General features: G+C 60.9%; 16 protein-coding genes. 7 read left to right on the top strand and 9 right to left on the bottom strand.

The window, feature by feature from the left end; all coding sequences use genetic code 11:
• Both nadD and ACIPIZ_RS16675 read right to left on the bottom strand, forming a co-directional pair.
• Window positions 1-543 (bottom strand): nicotinate-nucleotide adenylyltransferase (gene nadD, locus ACIPIZ_RS16670; RefSeq protein ID WP_401166146.1); only part of this gene is annotated, 543 nt, incomplete at its 3' end.
• On the bottom strand, window positions 512-1,783 hold the full coding sequence (locus ACIPIZ_RS16675; RefSeq protein WP_105708257.1) for a glutamate-5-semialdehyde dehydrogenase: 1,272 nt from the start codon (window positions 1,781-1,783) through the stop codon (window positions 512-514). The genes nadD and ACIPIZ_RS16675, both read right to left, overlap by 32 nt.
• A gap of 177 nt (window positions 1,784-1,960) precedes the next feature.
• Here ACIPIZ_RS16675 and ACIPIZ_RS16680 point away from each other — a divergent pair, with 177 nt between their 5' ends.
• Both ACIPIZ_RS16680 and ACIPIZ_RS16685 read left to right on the top strand, forming a co-directional pair.
• Window positions 1,961-2,656, top strand: a complete 696-nt coding sequence (locus tag ACIPIZ_RS16680) for a DNA-3-methyladenine glycosylase (protein ID WP_105708254.1) — start codon at window positions 1,961-1,963, stop codon at window positions 2,654-2,656.
• 117 nt (window positions 2,657-2,773) lie between these two features.
• Window positions 2,774-4,090 carry a bifunctional DedA family/phosphatase PAP2 family protein gene (locus tag ACIPIZ_RS16685; RefSeq protein WP_064390751.1) on the top strand — a complete coding sequence of 439 codons (1,317 nt, stop codon included), beginning with the start codon at window positions 2,774-2,776 and terminating at the stop codon, window positions 4,088-4,090.
• Between the two features lie 92 nt (window positions 4,091-4,182).
• Here the strand turns inward: ACIPIZ_RS16685 and ACIPIZ_RS16690 are convergent, their stop codons facing one another.
• The 3 genes from ACIPIZ_RS16690 to ACIPIZ_RS16700 are packed head-to-tail and all read right to left on the bottom strand — an operon-like array spanning window position 4,183 to window position 5,862.
• Entirely contained in the window at window positions 4,183-4,773 is a 591-nt protein-coding gene (locus ACIPIZ_RS16690; RefSeq protein ID WP_064390752.1) for an LON peptidase substrate-binding domain-containing protein, read from the bottom strand.
• A gap of 10 nt (window positions 4,774-4,783) precedes the next feature.
• Complete coding sequence (locus tag ACIPIZ_RS16695) at window positions 4,784-5,500, bottom strand: LrgB family protein (RefSeq protein WP_122853734.1); 717 nt, start codon at window positions 5,498-5,500, stop codon at window positions 4,784-4,786.
• Window positions 5,500-5,862, bottom strand: a complete 363-nt coding sequence (locus tag ACIPIZ_RS16700) for a CidA/LrgA family protein (RefSeq protein WP_064390754.1) — start codon at window positions 5,860-5,862, stop codon at window positions 5,500-5,502. The genes ACIPIZ_RS16695 and ACIPIZ_RS16700 overlap by 1 nt, the downstream gene beginning before the upstream one ends.
• A 191-nt stretch (window positions 5,863-6,053) precedes the next feature.
• Here ACIPIZ_RS16700 and ACIPIZ_RS16705 point away from each other — a divergent pair, with 191 nt between their 5' ends.
• The 3 genes from ACIPIZ_RS16705 (at window position 6,054) to ACIPIZ_RS16715 (ending at window position 9,008) form a co-directional block, all read left to right on the top strand.
• A complete protein-coding gene (locus tag ACIPIZ_RS16705; protein ID WP_150648522.1) occupies window positions 6,054-6,509 on the top strand; it encodes a MaoC family dehydratase in 456 nt (151 codons plus the stop codon).
• Between the two features lie 102 nt (window positions 6,510-6,611).
• Window positions 6,612-8,339: a C13 family peptidase gene (locus tag ACIPIZ_RS16710; RefSeq protein WP_401166150.1), complete on the top strand. Its 1,728-nt coding sequence runs from the start codon at window positions 6,612-6,614 to the stop codon at window positions 8,337-8,339.
• A gap of 27 nt (window positions 8,340-8,366) precedes the next feature.
• Entirely contained in the window at window positions 8,367-9,008 is a 642-nt protein-coding gene (locus ACIPIZ_RS16715; RefSeq protein ID WP_053124198.1) for an oxidoreductase, read from the top strand.
• 127 nt (window positions 9,009-9,135) lie between these two features.
• Here ACIPIZ_RS16715 and ACIPIZ_RS16720 read toward each other — a convergent pair whose 3' ends face one another.
• From ACIPIZ_RS16720 to ACIPIZ_RS16735, 4 genes are all read right to left on the bottom strand, one after another.
• A complete protein-coding gene (locus tag ACIPIZ_RS16720; protein WP_401166151.1) occupies window positions 9,136-9,420 on the bottom strand; it encodes a YceK/YidQ family lipoprotein in 285 nt (94 codons plus the stop codon).
• Complete coding sequence (ubiX, locus tag ACIPIZ_RS16725) at window positions 9,413-10,060, bottom strand: flavin prenyltransferase UbiX (protein ID WP_053124202.1); 648 nt, start codon at window positions 10,058-10,060, stop codon at window positions 9,413-9,415. Before ubiX ends, ACIPIZ_RS16720 begins: the two co-directional genes overlap by 8 nt.
• Window positions 10,057-11,406, bottom strand: a complete 1,350-nt coding sequence (mpl, locus tag ACIPIZ_RS16730; protein WP_007909560.1) for a UDP-N-acetylmuramate:L-alanyl-gamma-D-glutamyl-meso-diaminopimelate ligase — start codon at window positions 11,404-11,406, stop codon at window positions 10,057-10,059. The genes ubiX and mpl overlap by 4 nt, the downstream gene beginning before the upstream one ends.
• A gap of 472 nt (window positions 11,407-11,878) precedes the next feature.
• Window positions 11,879-13,792 carry a sigma-54-dependent Fis family transcriptional regulator gene (locus ACIPIZ_RS16735; protein WP_401166153.1) on the bottom strand — a complete coding sequence of 638 codons (1,914 nt, stop codon included), beginning with the start codon at window positions 13,790-13,792 and terminating at the stop codon, window positions 11,879-11,881.
• Between the two features lie 380 nt (window positions 13,793-14,172).
• On the opposite strand from ACIPIZ_RS16735, the gene ACIPIZ_RS16740 reads away from it, so the two are divergent.
• The gene (locus ACIPIZ_RS16740) at window positions 14,173-15,693 is read left to right on the top strand and encodes an aldehyde dehydrogenase family protein (RefSeq protein ID WP_064392159.1); all 1,521 of its coding nucleotides are present in this window, start codon (window positions 14,173-14,175) and stop codon (window positions 15,691-15,693) included.
• 178 nt (window positions 15,694-15,871) lie between these two features.
• Window positions 15,872-17,323 (top strand): ethanolamine permease, encoded by a 1,452-nt coding sequence (eat, locus tag ACIPIZ_RS16745; RefSeq protein WP_150648526.1) that lies wholly within the window; start codon window positions 15,872-15,874, stop codon window positions 17,321-17,323.
• The last annotated feature ends 16 nt before the right edge of the window (window positions 17,324-17,339 follow it).

The following is a 17,339-nucleotide window of genomic DNA, read 5'->3' on the forward strand; positions in this document are numbered from 1 at the left end:
GCTCACCGAACGCGCTGCCAGCAGGTTGCGCAAGGCATCCGGCGGTTCGCTGTCGGCGTCCGGGCGCTGTAGCACCAGGATGTGGCAATGCTGGAGCAACTCTTCCCAGCGATGCCAAGTGGGCAGGCCGCAAAATGCGTCCCAGCCCAAAAGCAGAAAAACCTGGGTCTCGGCGGGCATTTCAGCGCGCATCGACTCCAGGGTATCAATGGTGTAGGACGGTTTGTCCCGCTGCAGTTCGCGGGCGTCCACCACCAGCGGCGGCACTCCGGCCACCGCGCACTCGACCATTGCCAACCGATCCTGCGCCGACACCTGCGGCGTACCGCGATGTGGCGGCCGCGCATTCGGCATCAGGCGCAACTCGTCGAGCGCCAACGCTTCGGCGACTTCCAGCCCACCACGCAAATGGCCGATGTGCACCGGGTCGAACGTCCCGCCCAAGACACCAATGCGTCGCGGACGGGTTTCGCTGCCGGGCTGCGGCGCTGTCAGGTCGAGGTCGGACAAGTCAGACCGTCGCCTGGCCGCGCAACTGGCCATCACCGACCACGATGTACTTCTCGCAGGTCAATCCTTCGAGACCCACCGGGCCGCGGGCGTGCAGCTTATCAGTAGAAATGCCGATCTCGGCACCCAATCCGTATTCAAATCCATCGGCAAAGCACGTCGGGGTGTTGATCATCACCGACGCCGAGTCGACTTCCGCCACGAACCGGCGGGTGTCGGCGAGGTTTTCGCTGACGATCGAGTCGGTGTGATGGGAGCCGTAATGGTTGATGTGTTCGATGGCCTGATCCAGACCGTCGACCACGCGAATCGACAGAATCGGCGCCAGGTACTCGGTGCCCCAGTCTTCTTCGCTGGCCGCAACGGCATCAATAATCGCCCGGGTGCGTTCGCAGCCACGCAGCTCGACGCCTTTTTCGCGGAACCGGGCAGCCATCGACGGCAGGAAATCCTTGGCAACAGTCTGATCGACCAGCAGCGTCTCCATCGCACCGCAGATGCCATAACGATAAGTCTTGGCGTTGAAGGCGATGCGCTGGGCTTTCGGCAGATCGGCGTGCGCGCTGACGTAAACGTGGCAGATGCCATCCAGGTGTTTGATCACCGGCACGCGGGCGTCACGGCTGATGCGCTCGATCAGGCCACGGCCACCGCGCGGCACGATGACATCGACGTACTCGGGCATGGTGATCATCGCACCAACGGCGGCACGGTCGGTGGTTTCGACCACTTGCACCACGGCGGCGGGCAATTCAGCCTCGGCCAGACCACGCTGAATGCACGCGGCAATCGCGCGGTTGGAGTGAATCGCTTCGGAGCCGCCGCGCAGGATCGTCGCGTTGCCGGACTTCAGGCACAGGCTGGCGGCATCGATGGTCACGTTCGGCCGGGACTCGTAGATGATCCCGATCACGCCCAGCGGCACGCGCATCTTGCCGACCTGAATCCCCGACGGACGGAAGCTCATGTCGCGGATCGCACCGACCGGATCCGGCAACGCAGCCACCTGACGCAGGCCGACGATCATGCCGTCGATACGCGCCGGGGTCAGTTCCAGACGCTCCAGCAATGCCGGCTCCAGACCATTGGCGCGACCGGCAGCCAGATCCTGTTCATTGGCTGCAGCAAGCTCGGCGCGCGCAGCGTCGAGGGCATTGGCAGCAGCCTGCAAGGCGCGGTTTTTCTGCGCGGTGCTGGCACGGCCGATGACCCGCGAAGCTTCGCGGGCGGCGCGACCCAATCGGGTCATGTAGTCAAGAACGGACTCAGTCATGGTCTGCTGGGGTCTTGGCAAAGAGGAAAGCGGCAGATTATAGCTGTCGCGTCCCGGGACTAACAGCGGTGACGGGCGGATGGTCAAAATGAGCCGCGAATCGCCGACGTTCAGGCGTAATTAAGCCGCGCATTGTTATCATCACGACCTCTTCAGCCTGGATAAACCTTGTCTGCCATGTCCAACCTGACTGTTCGCTCCCACGCCGAACGCCTGCCGCTGGGGCTCCCGGACGCTTTTTTTGACCGGGACGCCCAAGTGCTGGCCAGAGAATTACTCGGTAAAGTCATCCGTCATCGCGTCGGCGATCTGTGGCTCAGCGCGCGGATCATCGAAACGGAAGCGTATTACTGCGCGGAAAAAGGCAGCCACGCGTCCCTTGGCTACACGGAAAAGCGTAAGGCTTTGTTTCTGGATGGCGGCCACATTTATATGTATTACGCCCGTGGCGGCGATTCGCTGAACTTCAGCGCGCAAGGGCCGGGTAATGCCGTATTGATCAAATCGGCCTATCCGTGGGTCGATGAAGTCAGCGGGCCGGCGAGTCTGGCGCAGATGCTGGTGAATAATCCGGATGCGCAGGGCCGACCGCGGCCGTCGCAAAAGCTCTGCGCCGGGCAGACATTGCTGTGCAAAGCGCTGGGCTTGAAGGTGCCAGTGTGGGACGCCAAGCGTTTCGATCATGAACTACTTCTGGTAGAAGACACCGGCCCGGCGCCCTCGCAGATTATTCAAACCACGCGACTGGGCATTCCCCACGGTCGTGATGAACACCTGATGTACCGCTTCGTCGATGCCACTTATGCGCAATGGTGCACGCGAAACCCGCTGCGGCGCGGTCAGGTCGAAGGCCGGGATTATTTTTTGCTGTAAACACACACTCATGCAGGAGCTGCCGAAGGCTGCGATCTTTTGATCTTTTGAAAAGCAAAGATCGCAGCCTTCGGTAGCTCCTACAGGGGGATCATCAATGGTTTGGAGTTTGTTGGTATGGGCCCATGGCTCGATAGCGTAACCGGTTGGCTGGCAGCCAACCCGCAGTGGCTGGCCGCCGCGGTATTCATCGTCGCGTGTGTGGAATGCCTGGCGATTGCCGGTTTGATCGTGCCCGGCACGGTGTTGTTGTTTGCCGTGGCGGTACTGGCCGGCAGTGGCGCGCTATCGTTGAGCGAAACCCTGCTGCTGGGCTTCCTCGGCGGGATTCTCGGCGATTTGATCTCGTATTTCCTTGGCCGCCACTTCCACCAGAACATCCGGCGCCTGCCAGGCTTGCGCCATCACCCGGAATGGATGGCCGGCGCCGAAAGCTATTTCCAGCGTTATGGCATCGCCAGCCTGTTGGTCGGGCGTTTTATCGGTCCATTACGGCCGATGCTGCCGATGGTTGCCGGCATGTGCGACATGCCCTTCCCGCGTTTCGCCGCCGTCAGTTTACTGGCCGCCGCTGGCTGGAGCCTCGCTTATCTGCTGCCAGGCTGGGCCACGGGCGCGGCGATCCGTTTGCCGCTGCCGGAAGGTTTCTGGCTGCAAGCCGGAATTGTCGCGGCGAGCATCGCCGTCATGGTCGGTCTGAGTGTCAACAGCAGCCTGCGCCGCCATCGCCGCGCAACGATCTGGATCAGCAGCATGAGCCTGCTGATTCTGATCGGTCTGTTCAGTGGCTACCCGTACCTCACCGCGCTCGACCAAGGCGTGATGACGCTGGTGCAGGAACATCGCCAGCCGATGCTCGATGAAATCGCCGTGACGTTCACCCTTATCGGCGAATTCCGCAACATGCTGATGTTCAGCGCCCTGCTCACCGGTCTGTTGCTGCTGTGCCGGCAATGGCGCCAGGCAATTTTCGCCGGCGGCGTGTTGCTCTGCACAGCGCTGCTGAACACCGGCACCAAGATGTTTTTCGCCCGGGTTCGCCCGGAAGTGCTGAGTGATCCGCTGACCAGTTACAGCATGCCCAGCGGCCACGCTTCCGGCTCGTTTGCGCTGTTCCTGGTACTGGCCGTTCTGGCGGGCCGCGGGCAACCGCCGCGCATGCGCCTGACCTGGCTGTTTGTCGGTTGCATTCCGGCGCTGTCGATTGCCTTGTCGCGGGTTTATCTGGGGGCGCATTGGCCGACGGACATCCTCGCCGGGGCGATGTTGGCGGCGTGCGTGTGTGCGGCGGGGTTGTGGCTGAGCCAGCGTAAACAGCCACTGAACGCCATGCCGTTCAAGGTCTGGTGGCTGATTTTGCCGGCGCTGGTGGTGTTGTTCAGTCTGTTTGTGTTTCGGCATTTGCCAAACACGATGTTGCGTTACGCGTATTGAACGTCAAAAGATCGCAGCCTTCGGCAGCTCCTACATGTGTTCATGTGTTCGTCATGCAGGAGCTGCCAAAGGCTGCGATCTTTTACGATGTTTCAGGCAAACAGCTCGCCCTGCAGCTCATCGAGCAGCGCCTGGATCGCATCCAGTCGCTGCTGCGGATCGTCGAGCTGCAGCAGGTCGATCTTGTCTTCTTCGGCGAACGGCAACAGATACGCAAGCTGATTGGCCAGCGACTGCTGGCCGAGCGCTTCGGTGCCCATGTTCAAGGCTTCAACCATCGGGTGTTCCGCCAACGCTTTGAGCAGCGCAACCAGGTCGGCGTCTTCGTCCTGCAGCGGTTGCTCGGGCTCTTCGTCAAGCCACTCGACGTCGGCGAGGATCAACTGATCGCGCTGCACTTCAGTGCGCAATACATTGAAACGCCGCCCGCCCTGCACGCGAATTCCCAGCAGGCCGTTGTCCTGCTGCTGGAAATCGGTGATTCGCGCCTCGCAGCCGACCAGTGCATATCCTTCCGGCGCGAGACCGACTTCGCTGCCTTCAAGAATGCACACCACGCCGAAGCCACCGCCCTGCTTCATGCAGCGGCCGATCATGTCCAGGTAGCGCGCTTCGAAGATCTGCAAGTCGAGGTTGCAGCCGGGAAACAGCACTGTGTTCAGCGGGAAAAGCGGCAAGCTCATAGACATTTCCTTACACCACCATCGACACCGCCAACGGCAGGAACACCGCCGTGGCCACGCCCATCAGACTCATTGCCAGCGCCGCGAAGGCACCGCATTCATCGCTCTCCTGCAACGCCACCGAGGTGCCGACGGCGTGTGCGGTCATGCCCAGCGCCATGCCGCGGGCTTCGGGACTGTTCACGCCGAGGCGAGTCAGCAGCGCCGGGCCAAAGATCGCCCCGATCACCCCGGTGATCAACACGAACACCGCTGCCAGCGCCGCGACGCCACCGATCTGTTCGGCCACCAGCATTGCGATCGGCGAGGTTACCGACTTCGGCGCCATGGTCATCAGGATCATGTGATCAGCGCCAAACCACCAGCCCAGCAATACGCCCATGCCGGTCGCCACTACTCCGCCTATCACCAGCGTAGTAAAAATCGGCCAGAACAATTGGCGAATGCGTTTGAGGTTGAGATACAGCGGCACTGCCAGCGCCACCGTGGCCGGGCCGAGCAGAATACTGAGGATCTCGGTGCTCTTGCGGTACTCGGCGTAGGTCAGGCCGCAGCCAACCAGCACACCGATGACCAACAACATGGAGACCAGCACCGGTTGCAGAAAGATCCAGCGGGTTTTCTCGAACGCTGCCAGCACCAGTTGATAGGCACCGAGGGTGATGCCGATGCCGAACAGCGGGTGATGGATGACCGAAGCCCAGGCACCTTGCCAGTCGAAGAGCATCAGGACTCCTCCGACCGGTGCGCGTGACGCTTGACCATGCGTTGCATCAGCACGCCGGCAAAGGCCATCGACAGGATCAGCGACACCACCAACGCGCCGACAATCGCCCAGAAATCGGCCGCGATCGCCGTGGCATATACCATCACGCCGACGGCCGGAGGCACCAGCAGCAGCGGTAGATAACGCAACAGACTGCCGGCCGCGAGGTTCAGCGGCTCGCCGACTTCACCGCGAACAATCAGGAAAATCAGCAACAACAGCAGACCGATGATCGGCCCCGGCAGCACTGGCAACAACACGTGATTGAGCGCCGTGCCGAGCAATTGAAACAGCACCAGCATGGTCAGGCCTCGTAACAACATCCGACTTCTCTCCCCGTCTCTCTCCCGTTCAACGCCCGCATTATAAGCACGCCTGCGCTATGGATCGGCATTCGCCAAAAGCATGGTCGGTTGACCGGAGCAAATCGCCATGATGATCTACAGTGGTTCGCAGGGCGGTCAAATCCCCCACCTGAAAAACTATAAAATCGATGAACCCAAGGAGAGTCTCAATGCCCTATGTTCCCGTTGCAGAGCTCAAAGATTATGTCGGCAAGGAACTCGGACGTTCCGAATGGCTCACCATCGACCAGGAGCGTATCAACCTGTTCGCCGAAGCCACCGGGGATTATCAGTTCATTCACGTCGACCCGATCAAAGCCGCGCAAACGCCATTTGGCAGCACCATTGCCCACGGTTTCCTGTCGTTGTCGCTGATCCCCAAACTGATGGAAGACATCCTGATCCTGCCGCAAGGCGTGAAGATGGTGGTCAACTATGGTCTGGACAGTGTGCGTTTCATCCAGCCAGTGAAGGTCAATTCGAAAGTTCGCCTGAAGGTCGATCTGGGTGAAGTGACCGAGAAAAAACCCGGCCAGTGGCTGCTCAAAGCGACCGCAACGCTGGAGATAGAAGGCTCGGAAAAACCGGCCTACATCGCCGAGCCGTTGTCGCTCTGCTTCGTCTGATCGTTCCGGATGCGAAGCAGCGCACGCTGTTTCGCGTCATGTCTCTATTTATGCGACGCATAGCTACGGCATACTCGGTCGCCTAATTGCCCGGATCCCGCTATGCGCTCACTCGCTTCCCTTGCACCCATTGCCCTGACCCTGATGCTCACCGCTTGCGGCGACGGCGAATCGCTGTTGCCGCCGGATGCGCGCCTGCCGGATGGCGGACGCTATCGCGGTGAACTGGTCGATGGCTTGCTGCAAGGTCAGGGGCGCGTCGACTACCCCAATGGCAGTTGGTACGCCGGTCAGTTCGACAAGGGCCAATGGCATGGTCAGGGCGAATGGCACGGCAGCAATGGCGAGGTCTATCGCGGCCAGTTCCAGCTTGGGCTGTTCGACGGTCAGGGCAGCCTGACCACCAACGCCAGCAGTTACACCGGCGGTTTCAAACAGGGCCGGCGCGACGGCGAAGGGACGCTGAAAGAAAACGCCATGACCTACCGGGGCGAGTTCAAGGCTGATCAGTATTCCGGGCTCGGTCGCCTGGAGATGGACGACGGCAGCTCCTACCAAGGCCAGTTCGCCCACGGCAAACCCAACGGCGAAGGCCAACGCGGCGATTCCAGCGGCAACTCGTTCACCGGGCATTTCGTCAACGGTCAGCTGGAGGGCAACGGCACCTTCAACAGCGCCGACGGCGACATCTATGTCGGTGGCTTCAAGAACAACCAGTTGCACGGCAAGGGTCGCTACGAAAACGCTGACGGCGATGTCTGGCTTGGCCAGTTCAAAGAAGGCGCGCTGACCGGCAAGGGCGAATTGATCGGCGCCGACGGCAGCCATTACATCGGCTCGTTCAGCGACTGGCGCTTCAGCGGCCCGGGCCGTTTGAACCTGTCTGACGGCAGTTTCTACATCGGCGGTTTCGACAACGACAGTTATTCCGGGCGCGGCACATTGGTGCTGACCGATGGCAGCGTCATGAGCGGCAGCTGGATCAACGGCCAGCGTGTACGCGATGCCGATGGCAAGTTGCTGCCCGATACACTTGAGCTCGGTTTGCTTGCTCAGGGCCGCCTGCTTGAAGACGCATTGGCCGCCATCCCTGCGTCGACCCCGGCGGTCGAGTTGTACACCCTGACCCTCGGCGGCGACGGCAAGCAAAGCGTATTCCTGCGTGAATCCGACTACGTCGCCAACATGCTCAACACACGCTTCGGCGCTTACGGCCAGATCCGGCTGGTCAACCACCGCGATCACCTCGGCGACCGGCCGATGGCCACCCGCGAGAACCTGCGCCGCGCCGCACAAACCCTCGCCGAGCGCAGTGGCCCGGAAGATTTGTTGTTCATCTACCTGACCAGCCACGGCACCGCCGAACATGAACTGGTCCTCGACCAGCCGCGCATGGAACTGGCCGACCTGCCCGCCGACGAACTCGCCGCCGTGCTGGCACCGCTGAAAAACCGTGACAAGATCATCGTCATTTCATCCTGCTACTCCGGCGGTTTCATCCCGGCACTGAAAGACGAACGCACGCTGATCATGACCGCCTCGCGCGCCGACCGGGTGTCCTTCGGCTGTTCCGAAGAAGCCAACTTCACCTACTTCGGCGACGCGCTGTTCGCCCAGGCGCTGAACCAGACCGATGATCTGGAGCAAGCCTTCAAGCTGGCCAAGGCCACCGTTGCCGAGCGCGAGCTGGCGGACAATTTCGAAGCCTCGGAGCCGCAGATCTGGGCGCCGAAAACCGTGCTGTCGCACTGGCAACTGCTGCGTAAACAGCAAGCAAGAAAAGCTTTGCAAAGTGCTGCATTGAACGACGGAGCGATAAAGAGCAACTAAGCTGAACAGTATCAAGGGAGAGACACTATGTACTTGACGCCTCAGCACGTATTGCTTGCCGGAGCCACCGGTTTGACCGGTGAACATCTACTCGACCGTTTGCTCAACGAGCCAACGATTTCTCGCGTGCTCGCCCCTTCGCGTCGACCATTGGCCGAACATCCGCACCTGGAAAACCCGGTCGGCGATCCGCAGGCGTTTCTGCCGCAACTCAGTGGCCGTGTCGATATCGCCTACTGCTGCCTCGGTACCACGATCAAACAGGCCGGCTCGGAAGCCGCGTTTCGCGCCGTAGATCTGGACATGGTGGTGGCCTTCGCAAAACGCGCAAGGGAGATGGGCGCGCGGCACCTGATTGTGATCAGCGCAATCGGCGCGGATCCAAAATCATCGGTTTTCTACAATCGGGTCAAAGGCGAAATGGAGCAGGCCTTGCGTGCGCAGGACTGGCCGCAACTGACCATTTGCCGGCCATCGCTGTTATTGGGTGAACGCACGGAGCCGCGTCTGGCCGAGCAACTGGCCGGGCCGCTGTCGAAGCTGATTCCGGGTAAATACCGTGGCATCGAGGCCTGCCAGTTGGCGCGGGCGATGTGGCGGTTGGCGCTGGAAGAACAGGACGGGGTTCGGGTGATTGAGTCGGATGATTTGCGCAAGCTCGGCAAATAATCTTCCGCCGCATGATCGTTCCCACGCTCTGCGTGGGAATGCAGCCACGGACGCTCTGCGTCCCAAAGCGTGACGCAGAGCGTCACCGGAGGCGTTACCACGCGGAGCGTGGGAACGATCTGTCTAACTACAATCCGCCTGTTGCCTGAAAACTCACGCCGATCACCGTCAGCAATGACAACGGCAACAACAGCGTATCGAGCAACGCACTCCCCGGCAGATCCACACCCGGATAGCTCGGCGCCTCAGCCCCGAATCGGTCCATCGCGCAACACCCGCCATTCATTGCATACAAATCCAGCCGCGTCCCGGAATACACCACCGGGGCTCCCGGTTTGGCTGCATCCAGCGTGCGCGCGGTGGCGCACCCGCTCATCAATAACGCCAGCCCGATCACCAGCAGCTTATTCATCACTGCTCAGATGATGCTCACCCCAACGCGGCAGCATGTCTTGGGGAATACCGAGCAGATTGAGAATCCGCGCCACGACGAAATCGATCAGGTCATCGATGGTCTGCGGCTGGTGATAGAAACCCGGCGAGGCCGGCAGAATGGTCACGCCCATGTTCGACAGCTTGAGCATGTGCTCCAGATGAATGCTCGAATACGGCGCCTCGCGCGGCACCAGAATCAACTGGCGACGCTCCTTCAAAGTGACATCTGCGGCGCGCTCGATCAGGTTGTTGCAGGCGCCGGTGGCAATGGCCGACAACGTGCCCGTCGAACATGGCACCACCACCATCGCTGCCGGCGCGCCGCTGCCCGAGGCCACCGGCGACATCCAGTCTTCCTTGCCGTACACGCGGATCTGCCCGGCGGCCGCCCCGGTGTATTCGGTGAGGAACGCCTGCATCATCTGCGGCTTGGGCGGCAGCGTGACATCGGTCTCGGTGGCCATCACCAGTTGTGCAGCCTTGGAGATCAGAAAGTGCACTTCGCGATCTTCCCGCACCAGGCAATCGAGCAGGCGCAGACCGTACTGTGCACCGGACGCGCCGGTCATCGCCAGTGTGATGCGCTCCGGGCCGTTGCCCTGCGAAAAAGTGTTCATTGCAGCGCCTCGGCGAGTTTGCCGTGCAGGCCGCCGAAGCCGCCGTTGCTCATGATCACCACGTGTGTGCCGGGCTGAGCCTGACTCTTCACGCGTTCGATAATGCCTTCCAGCGAATCGCTGACAATCGACGGCACGGTGCACAACGCGGCGGTGCCGGCCAGGTCCCAGCCGAGGTTGGCCGGGGCGTACCAGATCACCTGGTCGGCATCGACCACGCTGTCCGGCAAACCGTCACGGTGGGCGCCGAGCTTCATCGAGTTGGAGCGCGGTTCGATGATGGCGATCAGCGGTGCGTCGCCGATGCGTTTGCGCAAACCGTCGAGGGTGGTGGCAATTGCGGTCGGGTGGTGGGCGAAGTCGTCGTAGATGGTGATGCCGCGTACTTCAGCGACTTTCTCCATGCGCCGTTTGACGTTCTTGAATGCGCTCAAGCCGGCGATGCCCATCGATGGCACTACACCCACGTGACGCGCAGCCGCCAGAGCCGCCAAGGCGTTGGCAACGTTGTGCTGACCGGTCAGCTCCCATTCGACGGTGCCTTGCGACACGCCTTCGAACATCACTTCGAAGGCCGAACCGTCTTCGCTGAGCAGTTTGACCTGCCACTGACCGCCGGCACCGGTGGTCTGCACCGGGGTCCAGCAGCCCATTTCGATCACTCGCTGCAACGCCGGCTCGGTAGTCGGGTGGATAACCAGACCTTCACTCGGGATGGTCCGCACTAAGTGATGGAATTGCCGCTCGATTGCCGGCAGATCCGGGAAGATGTCGGCATGATCAAACTCAAGGTTGTTGAGGATCGCAGTGCGTGGGCGGTAGTGAACGAATTTCGAGCGCTTGTCGAAAAACGCGCTGTCGTACTCGTCAGCCTCGATCACGAAGAACGGCGTACCGCCCAGACGTGCGGACACCGAGAAGTTCTGCGGTACACCGCCGATCAGGAAACCCGGGCTCATGCCGGCGTGTTCCAGCACCCAGGCGAGCATGCTGCTGGTGGTGGTTTTGCCGTGGGTGCCGGCGACGGCCAGCACCCAGCGACCTTGCAGCACGTGATCGGCCAGCCACTGCGGGCCGGAAACGTACGGCAGGCCTTTGTTCAGCACATACTCCACCGCCGGGTTGCCGCGGGACATGGCGTTGCCGATCACCACCAGATCCGGTGCCGGATCGAGTTGCGCCGGGTCGTAACCTTGCGTCAGTTGAATGCCTTGGGCTTCAAGCTGCGTGCTCATCGGTGGATAGACGTTGGCGTCGGAGCCGGTCACGTGATGGCCCAGCTCTTTGGCCAGCACCGCCATCGAGCCCATGAAAGTCCCGCAGATACCCAGAATATGAATGTGCATAGTCGACCTCGTAAAACATGGCCGCAGGTTAGCGTAGGGAGGGGGAAATCGCACTCTTTAGGTGAGGGGCGGGGTGGGTGGGCCGTAACATCTCGACTCGACTGCAGACTACCGCCCTCACCCCAGCCCTCTCCCAGAGGGAGAGGGAGCCGATCTGCGTCGTTTTCAAATCCTGAGTTCGGCTCGATATTTCAGGTCGGCGTAGATCAGTAGATCTGACTCGGCCAGTCCACTTTTCGACGGGAGAGGGAGCCGATCTCGGTTGCTTTCAAATCCTGAGTTCGGCTCGATATTTCAGATCGGCTTAGATCAGTAGATCTGACTCGGCCAGTCCACTTTTCGACGGGTGAGGGAGCCGATCTCGGTTGTTTTCAAATCCTGAGTTCGGCTCGATATTTCAGGTCGGCGTAAATTGGCAGAACACCGCGGTCAGTCCCCTCTCCCTTTGGGAGAGGGCTAGGGTGAGGGCCTTCTAACTGACTCGCCGCTCAATCCCATGCTTACGCAGCTTCCTGTAAAGAGTGTTGCGGCTGACCCCCAGTTGCTGCGCCGTATGGGTCATGTGCCAGCGAGTTTGCTCCAGCACATTGAGCAGAGCCGACCGCTCGGCATCTTCCAGCGGATGATCGGATTCATCCACCGCTCGTACTGCCGGACTCCCCTGCCGAATCATCACCGGCAAATCCTCAATCCCGATCCGCCCTTCATCACACAACGCCGCCAATGTACGCAGCACATTGCGCAACTGCCGCACATTGCCCGGCCAGTTGAATGCCAGCAACGCCTGACGCGCCGCCTCGTCGATCATGATCGTATCGCCGCCCGCCTCTTCAGCCAGCAAAAAATCCAGCAATTGCGATTTATCACTGCGCGCGCGTAGCGCAGGCAGTGCCACTTCCAGCCCGTTGAGCCGGTAATACAGATCTTCGCGGAAGCTGCCATCGGCGACCCGCTCCAGCAGATTGCGGTGCGTCGCACTGATAATCCGCACGTTGACCGACTCCGGTTCGCCACCGATCGGCACCACTTGTCGATCCTCCAGCACCCGCAACAACCGTGTCTGCAAGGCCAGCGGCATGTCACCGATTTCATCGAGGAACAAAGTGCCGCCATCGGCCTGCTGCAACTTGCCGCGCATGCCGTCCTTGCGTGCGCCAGTAAAACTGCCACCGCGATAGCCGAATAATTCGCTCTCGATCAGGCTTTCAGGAATGGCCGCGCAATTGAGAGCGACGAAGGCTTTGCTCGAGCGCTGGCTGGCCTGATGCACAGCCTTGGCGAACGCTTCTTTGCCCGAGCCGGTTTCGCCATTGACCAATAGCGGCACGTCCCGTTCGAACACCCGCAGGGCTTTGCGGAAATCGGCTTGCAGCGCGGCGTCTCCCAGACAGATCCCGGACAGTCGTGGCGCTGCTATTGGTTTTGCCGCCTGCATGAGCGGCGTCGGTTTACGCGACTCACCGCGCAACACCGCGAACAGATGCCGGCCGTCGCGGGTGTGCAGCGGCCAACTGGCGCTGGCATTGGCGCTGGCGCGACCGAGCAGTTCATCCAGCGAGCAATCGAAGAACGCTTCGACCGGTTTACCGAGCAATCCTCCGCGAATATGCCCGAGCAGGTTCAGTGCACTCTGATTGACCGCACTGATCCGCCCCTCCCCGTCAAACGCCAGCAAGCCTTCGCTGAACAGCCCGACCGACTCGGCCTGCAAGTGGAAACGCAGCAGCCATTGGTTATCGAAACAGCGCAGGAAGTAGCAGCTCTCGATCATCTTCGCCGACAGATTGACCAGCGCCATGGTGTGGAACTGGCTCTGCCGCGAGACGTCGTGGCGGGCCGAGGACACGTCGAGGACCGCGAGCAATTCACCGTGTGGGTCGAACACCGGGCTCGCCGAACAGGTCAGGCCGGTATGACGGCCGCGAAAGTGTTCATCCTGATGAATCGTCAGCGCCTGACGCTCGACCAGACAAGTGCCGATGCCATTGGTGCCTTCGCAGGCCTCGCTCCAGTCAGCGCCGAGCCACAAACCGGCGCGCTCGAAGATCTTGCGCTCGGCGGGTGCGGTGACGCAGTTGAGGATCACCCCGCGCGCGTCGGTCAGCAGCACCGCGTGGCCGGCGCCGGAGAGCTGTTGATGCAGGCTGCTCATTTCGTTGCCGGCGATCTGCAGAACCTGTTGCAGACGCTCGCGGCTTTCGAGGACGCGCCCGTGTTCGAGCACGGTCGGCGCCATGCTCAGCGCCGGGTCGAGGTGATAGTCCTCAAGGCAGCGAAGCCAGGAGCGCGCAATCGACGGATCGGCGCCGGGCCCGTGCAGGTGCGGCTTGCCCTGACTGACGGTGAGGACCTGCTGGGCATGGCGACTCAAATGGTTGTCGTGCATTTCTTATTGTTCTCCATATTCCCCGTGTAGGAGCTGGCGAAGGCTGCGATCTTTTGATCTTGTATTTTTGAAGATCAAGATCAAAAGATCGCAGCCTGCGGCAGCTCCTACAGGGGTTGCTGTTGGCTGAGCATCCTCCAGCTCAAGCACCATTGCAATGCTGGCAAGACTGCCCGGTCACCGGCTGTGCCAGAAACGGTACAAACTGTCACCCCACCTGTACCGAAACCGTCACAGACACAATCCACTCGTCCGACAAAAATCTGCCAAGCCCTTGATTTGCCTGACCTGCACGGCAGTGGCCCGACCTTTGCTCTACGCTTATAGCAAGCGCACTTGCGCGTTTCTCTAATAAGTACAAAGCCAAGGAGAACATCATCATGCGTTACGCTCACCCCGGTACTGAAGGCGCCAAAGTTTCGTTCAAAGCCAAGTACGGTAACTACATCGGCGGCGAGTTCGTCGCGCCTGTCAAAGGTCAGTACTTCACCAACACCTCGCCAGTGAATGGCCAACCGATTGCCGAATTCCCGCGTTCAACTGCCGAAGACATCGATAAGGCACTGGACGCCGCCCACGCCGCAGCCGACGCGTGGGGCGCGACCTCCGTGCAGGCGCGCTCGCTGATCCTGCTGAAAATCGCCGACCGCATCGAACAGAACCTCGAACTGCTGGCGATCACCGAAACCTGGGACAACGGCAAAGCCATCCGCGAAACCCTCAACGCTGACATCCCGCTCGCCGCCGACCACTTCCGCTACTACGCCGGGTGCATCCGTGCCCAGGAAGGCAGCGCTGCCGAAATCGACGGCAACACCGTGGCCTATCACATTCACGAACCACTGGGCGTGGTCGGTCAGATCATCCCGTGGAACTTCCCGATCCTGATGGCCGCGTGGAAACTGGCGCCAGCCCTGGCAGCGGGTAACTGCGTGGTGCTCAAGCCTGCCGAGCAGACTCCGCTGGGTATTTCCGTGCTGGTCGAACTGATCGGCGACCTGCTGCCACCGGGCGTGCTGAACATTGTTCAGGGTTACGGCAAAGAAGCCGGCGAAGCCCTGGCCACCAGCAAACGCATCGCTAAAATCGCCTTCACTGGCTCGACCCCGGTCGGCTCGCACATCATGAAATGCGCCGCCGAGAACATCATTCCGTCCACCGTGGAACTGGGCGGCAAGTCGCCGAACATCTTCTTCGAAGACATCATGCAGGCCGAACCGACCTTTATCGAAAAGGCCGCTGAAGGTCTGGTGCTGGCCTTCTTCAACCAGGGCGAAGTCTGCACCTGCCCTTCCCGCGCATTGGTGCAGGAATCGATCTACGACGAGTTCATGGCCGTCGTCATGAAGAAGGTCCTGCAAATCAAACGCGGCGATCCGCTGGACACCGACACCATGGTCGGCGCGCAGGCGTCCGAGCAGCAATTCGACAAGATTCTTTCGTATCTGGAAATCGCCAAGGGCGAAGGCGCCGAGCTGCTGACTGGCGGCAAGGTAGAAAAACTCGAGGGCAACCTGTCGACCGGCTATTACATCCAGCCGACCCTGCTCAAGGGCACCAACAAGATGCGCGTGTTCCAGGAAGAAATCTTCGGCCCGGTGGTGAGCATCACCACCTTCAAGGACGAAGCCGAAGCCCTGGCGATTGCCAACGACACCGAGTTCGGCCTCGGCGCCGGCCTGTGGACCCGCGACATCAACCGCGCCTACCGCATGGGCCGGGCGATCAAGGCCGGGCGGGTGTGGACCAACTGCTATCACCTGTATCCGGCGCATGCCGCGTTTGGTGGTTACAAGAAGTCCGGCGTTGGCCGTGAAACCCACAAGATGATGCTCGATCACTACCAGCAGACGAAAAACCTGCTGGTGAGCTACGACATCAATCCGTTGGGCTTCTTCTAAACCTGCAGCACTGATCGTTCCCACGCTCTGCGTGGGAATGCCGCCCGGGACGCTCCGCGTCCCGCCAAAGCCGAACGCAGAGCGTCCGTTGAGGCATCCCCACGCAGAGCGTGGGGACGATCATGCTACCCACCGGCAAAAAAGCCGGGCCAATACAACAATAAGAACGGTGAACCCTATGCCTAGCGAATCCCCGGCTGGCGCTCCGGCGTCCGGCGCTTCTGTCGACTTCGAAAAAGTCGGATCGGATTACTTTCAACAACGCGAACTGAAAAAAGGCGCCGCCGGCTGGGTTCTGCTGGTGGGTCTGGGCGTTGCCTATGTCATTTCCGGTGACTACGCCGGCTGGAACTTCGGTCTCGCACAAGGCGGCTGGGGCGGTATGTTTCTGGCGACGCTGCTGATGGCCACCATGTACCTGTGCATGTGCTTTTCTCTGGCCGAGTTGTCTTCGATGATCCCCACCGCCGGCGGTGGCTACGGTTTTGCGCGCAGTGCTTTCGGGCCGTGGGGCGGGTTTCTCACCGGCACCGCGATCCTCATCGAGTACGCCATTGCCCCAGCGGCCATCGCGGTGTTTATCGGCGCTTACTGCGAGTCGCTATTCGGCATCGGCGGCTGGATGATCTATCTGGCCTTCTACATCATTTTCATTGCCATCCACATTTTCGGCGTCGGCGAGGCGCTCAAGCTGATGTTCGTCATTACGGCCATTGCCGCGCTGGCGCTGGGGGTATTTCTGGTGGCGATGGTTCCGCACTTCGACGTCGCCAACCTGCTCGACATTCCGGTCACCGCCGCAGCGGGCGCCAGTCCGTTTCTGCCATTCGGCTATGTCGGCGTCTGGGCAGCGATCCCCTATGCGATCTGGTTCTTTCTTGCCGTTGAAGGTGTGCCGCTGGCAGCAGAAGAAACCAAGAACCCCAAGCGTGACCTGCCGCGCGGTCTGATCGGCGCCATGTTGGTGCTGCTCATGTTTGCCCTTTTGATTCTGATCGTCGGCCCTGGCGGTGCAGGCGCCAACTCGCTGCTGACCTCTGGCAACCCGTTGGTCGAAGCGTTGAGCAAGGCTTATGGCGGCTCGACCTGGATGGGCAGTTTCGTCAATCTCGTGGGCCTTGCCGGCTTGATCGCGAGTTTCTTCTCGATCATTTATGCCTACTCGCGACAGATTTTCGCGCTGTCGCGGGCCGGCTACCTGCCACGCAAACTGTCCGAAACCAATAAGAGCAAGGCACCGGTCCTGGCGCTGGTGATTCCCGGCATCATCGGTTTCGGCCTGTCGCTGACCGGTCAGGGCGATCTGCTTATTCTAGTGGCGGTGTTCGGCGCAACCATTTCCTACGTGCTGATGATGGCCGCGCACATCACTTTGCGGATTCGCCGCCCCAAAATGGACCGGCCGTACCGCACACCGGGCGGCATCTTCACCTCCGGCGTGGCCTTGGTGCTGGCGTGCATTGCCGTGGTGGCGGGCTTCCTGGTCGATCCACGGGTGGTAATCGGTGCCGCCGTCATCTATGGAGTGTTAATTGCTTACTTTGCGTTCTACAGTCGACATCACTTGGTAGCAGGCACGCCGGAAGAAGAATTCGCGGCGATCCAGAAGGCTGAGCAAGCCTTGCACTGAGTGCTGACAATCCCGG

Origin of the sequence: Pseudomonas sp. NPDC087690, assembly GCF_044743175.1 — a bacterium.
GTDB lineage: Bacteria > Pseudomonadota > Gammaproteobacteria > Pseudomonadales > Pseudomonadaceae > Aquipseudomonas.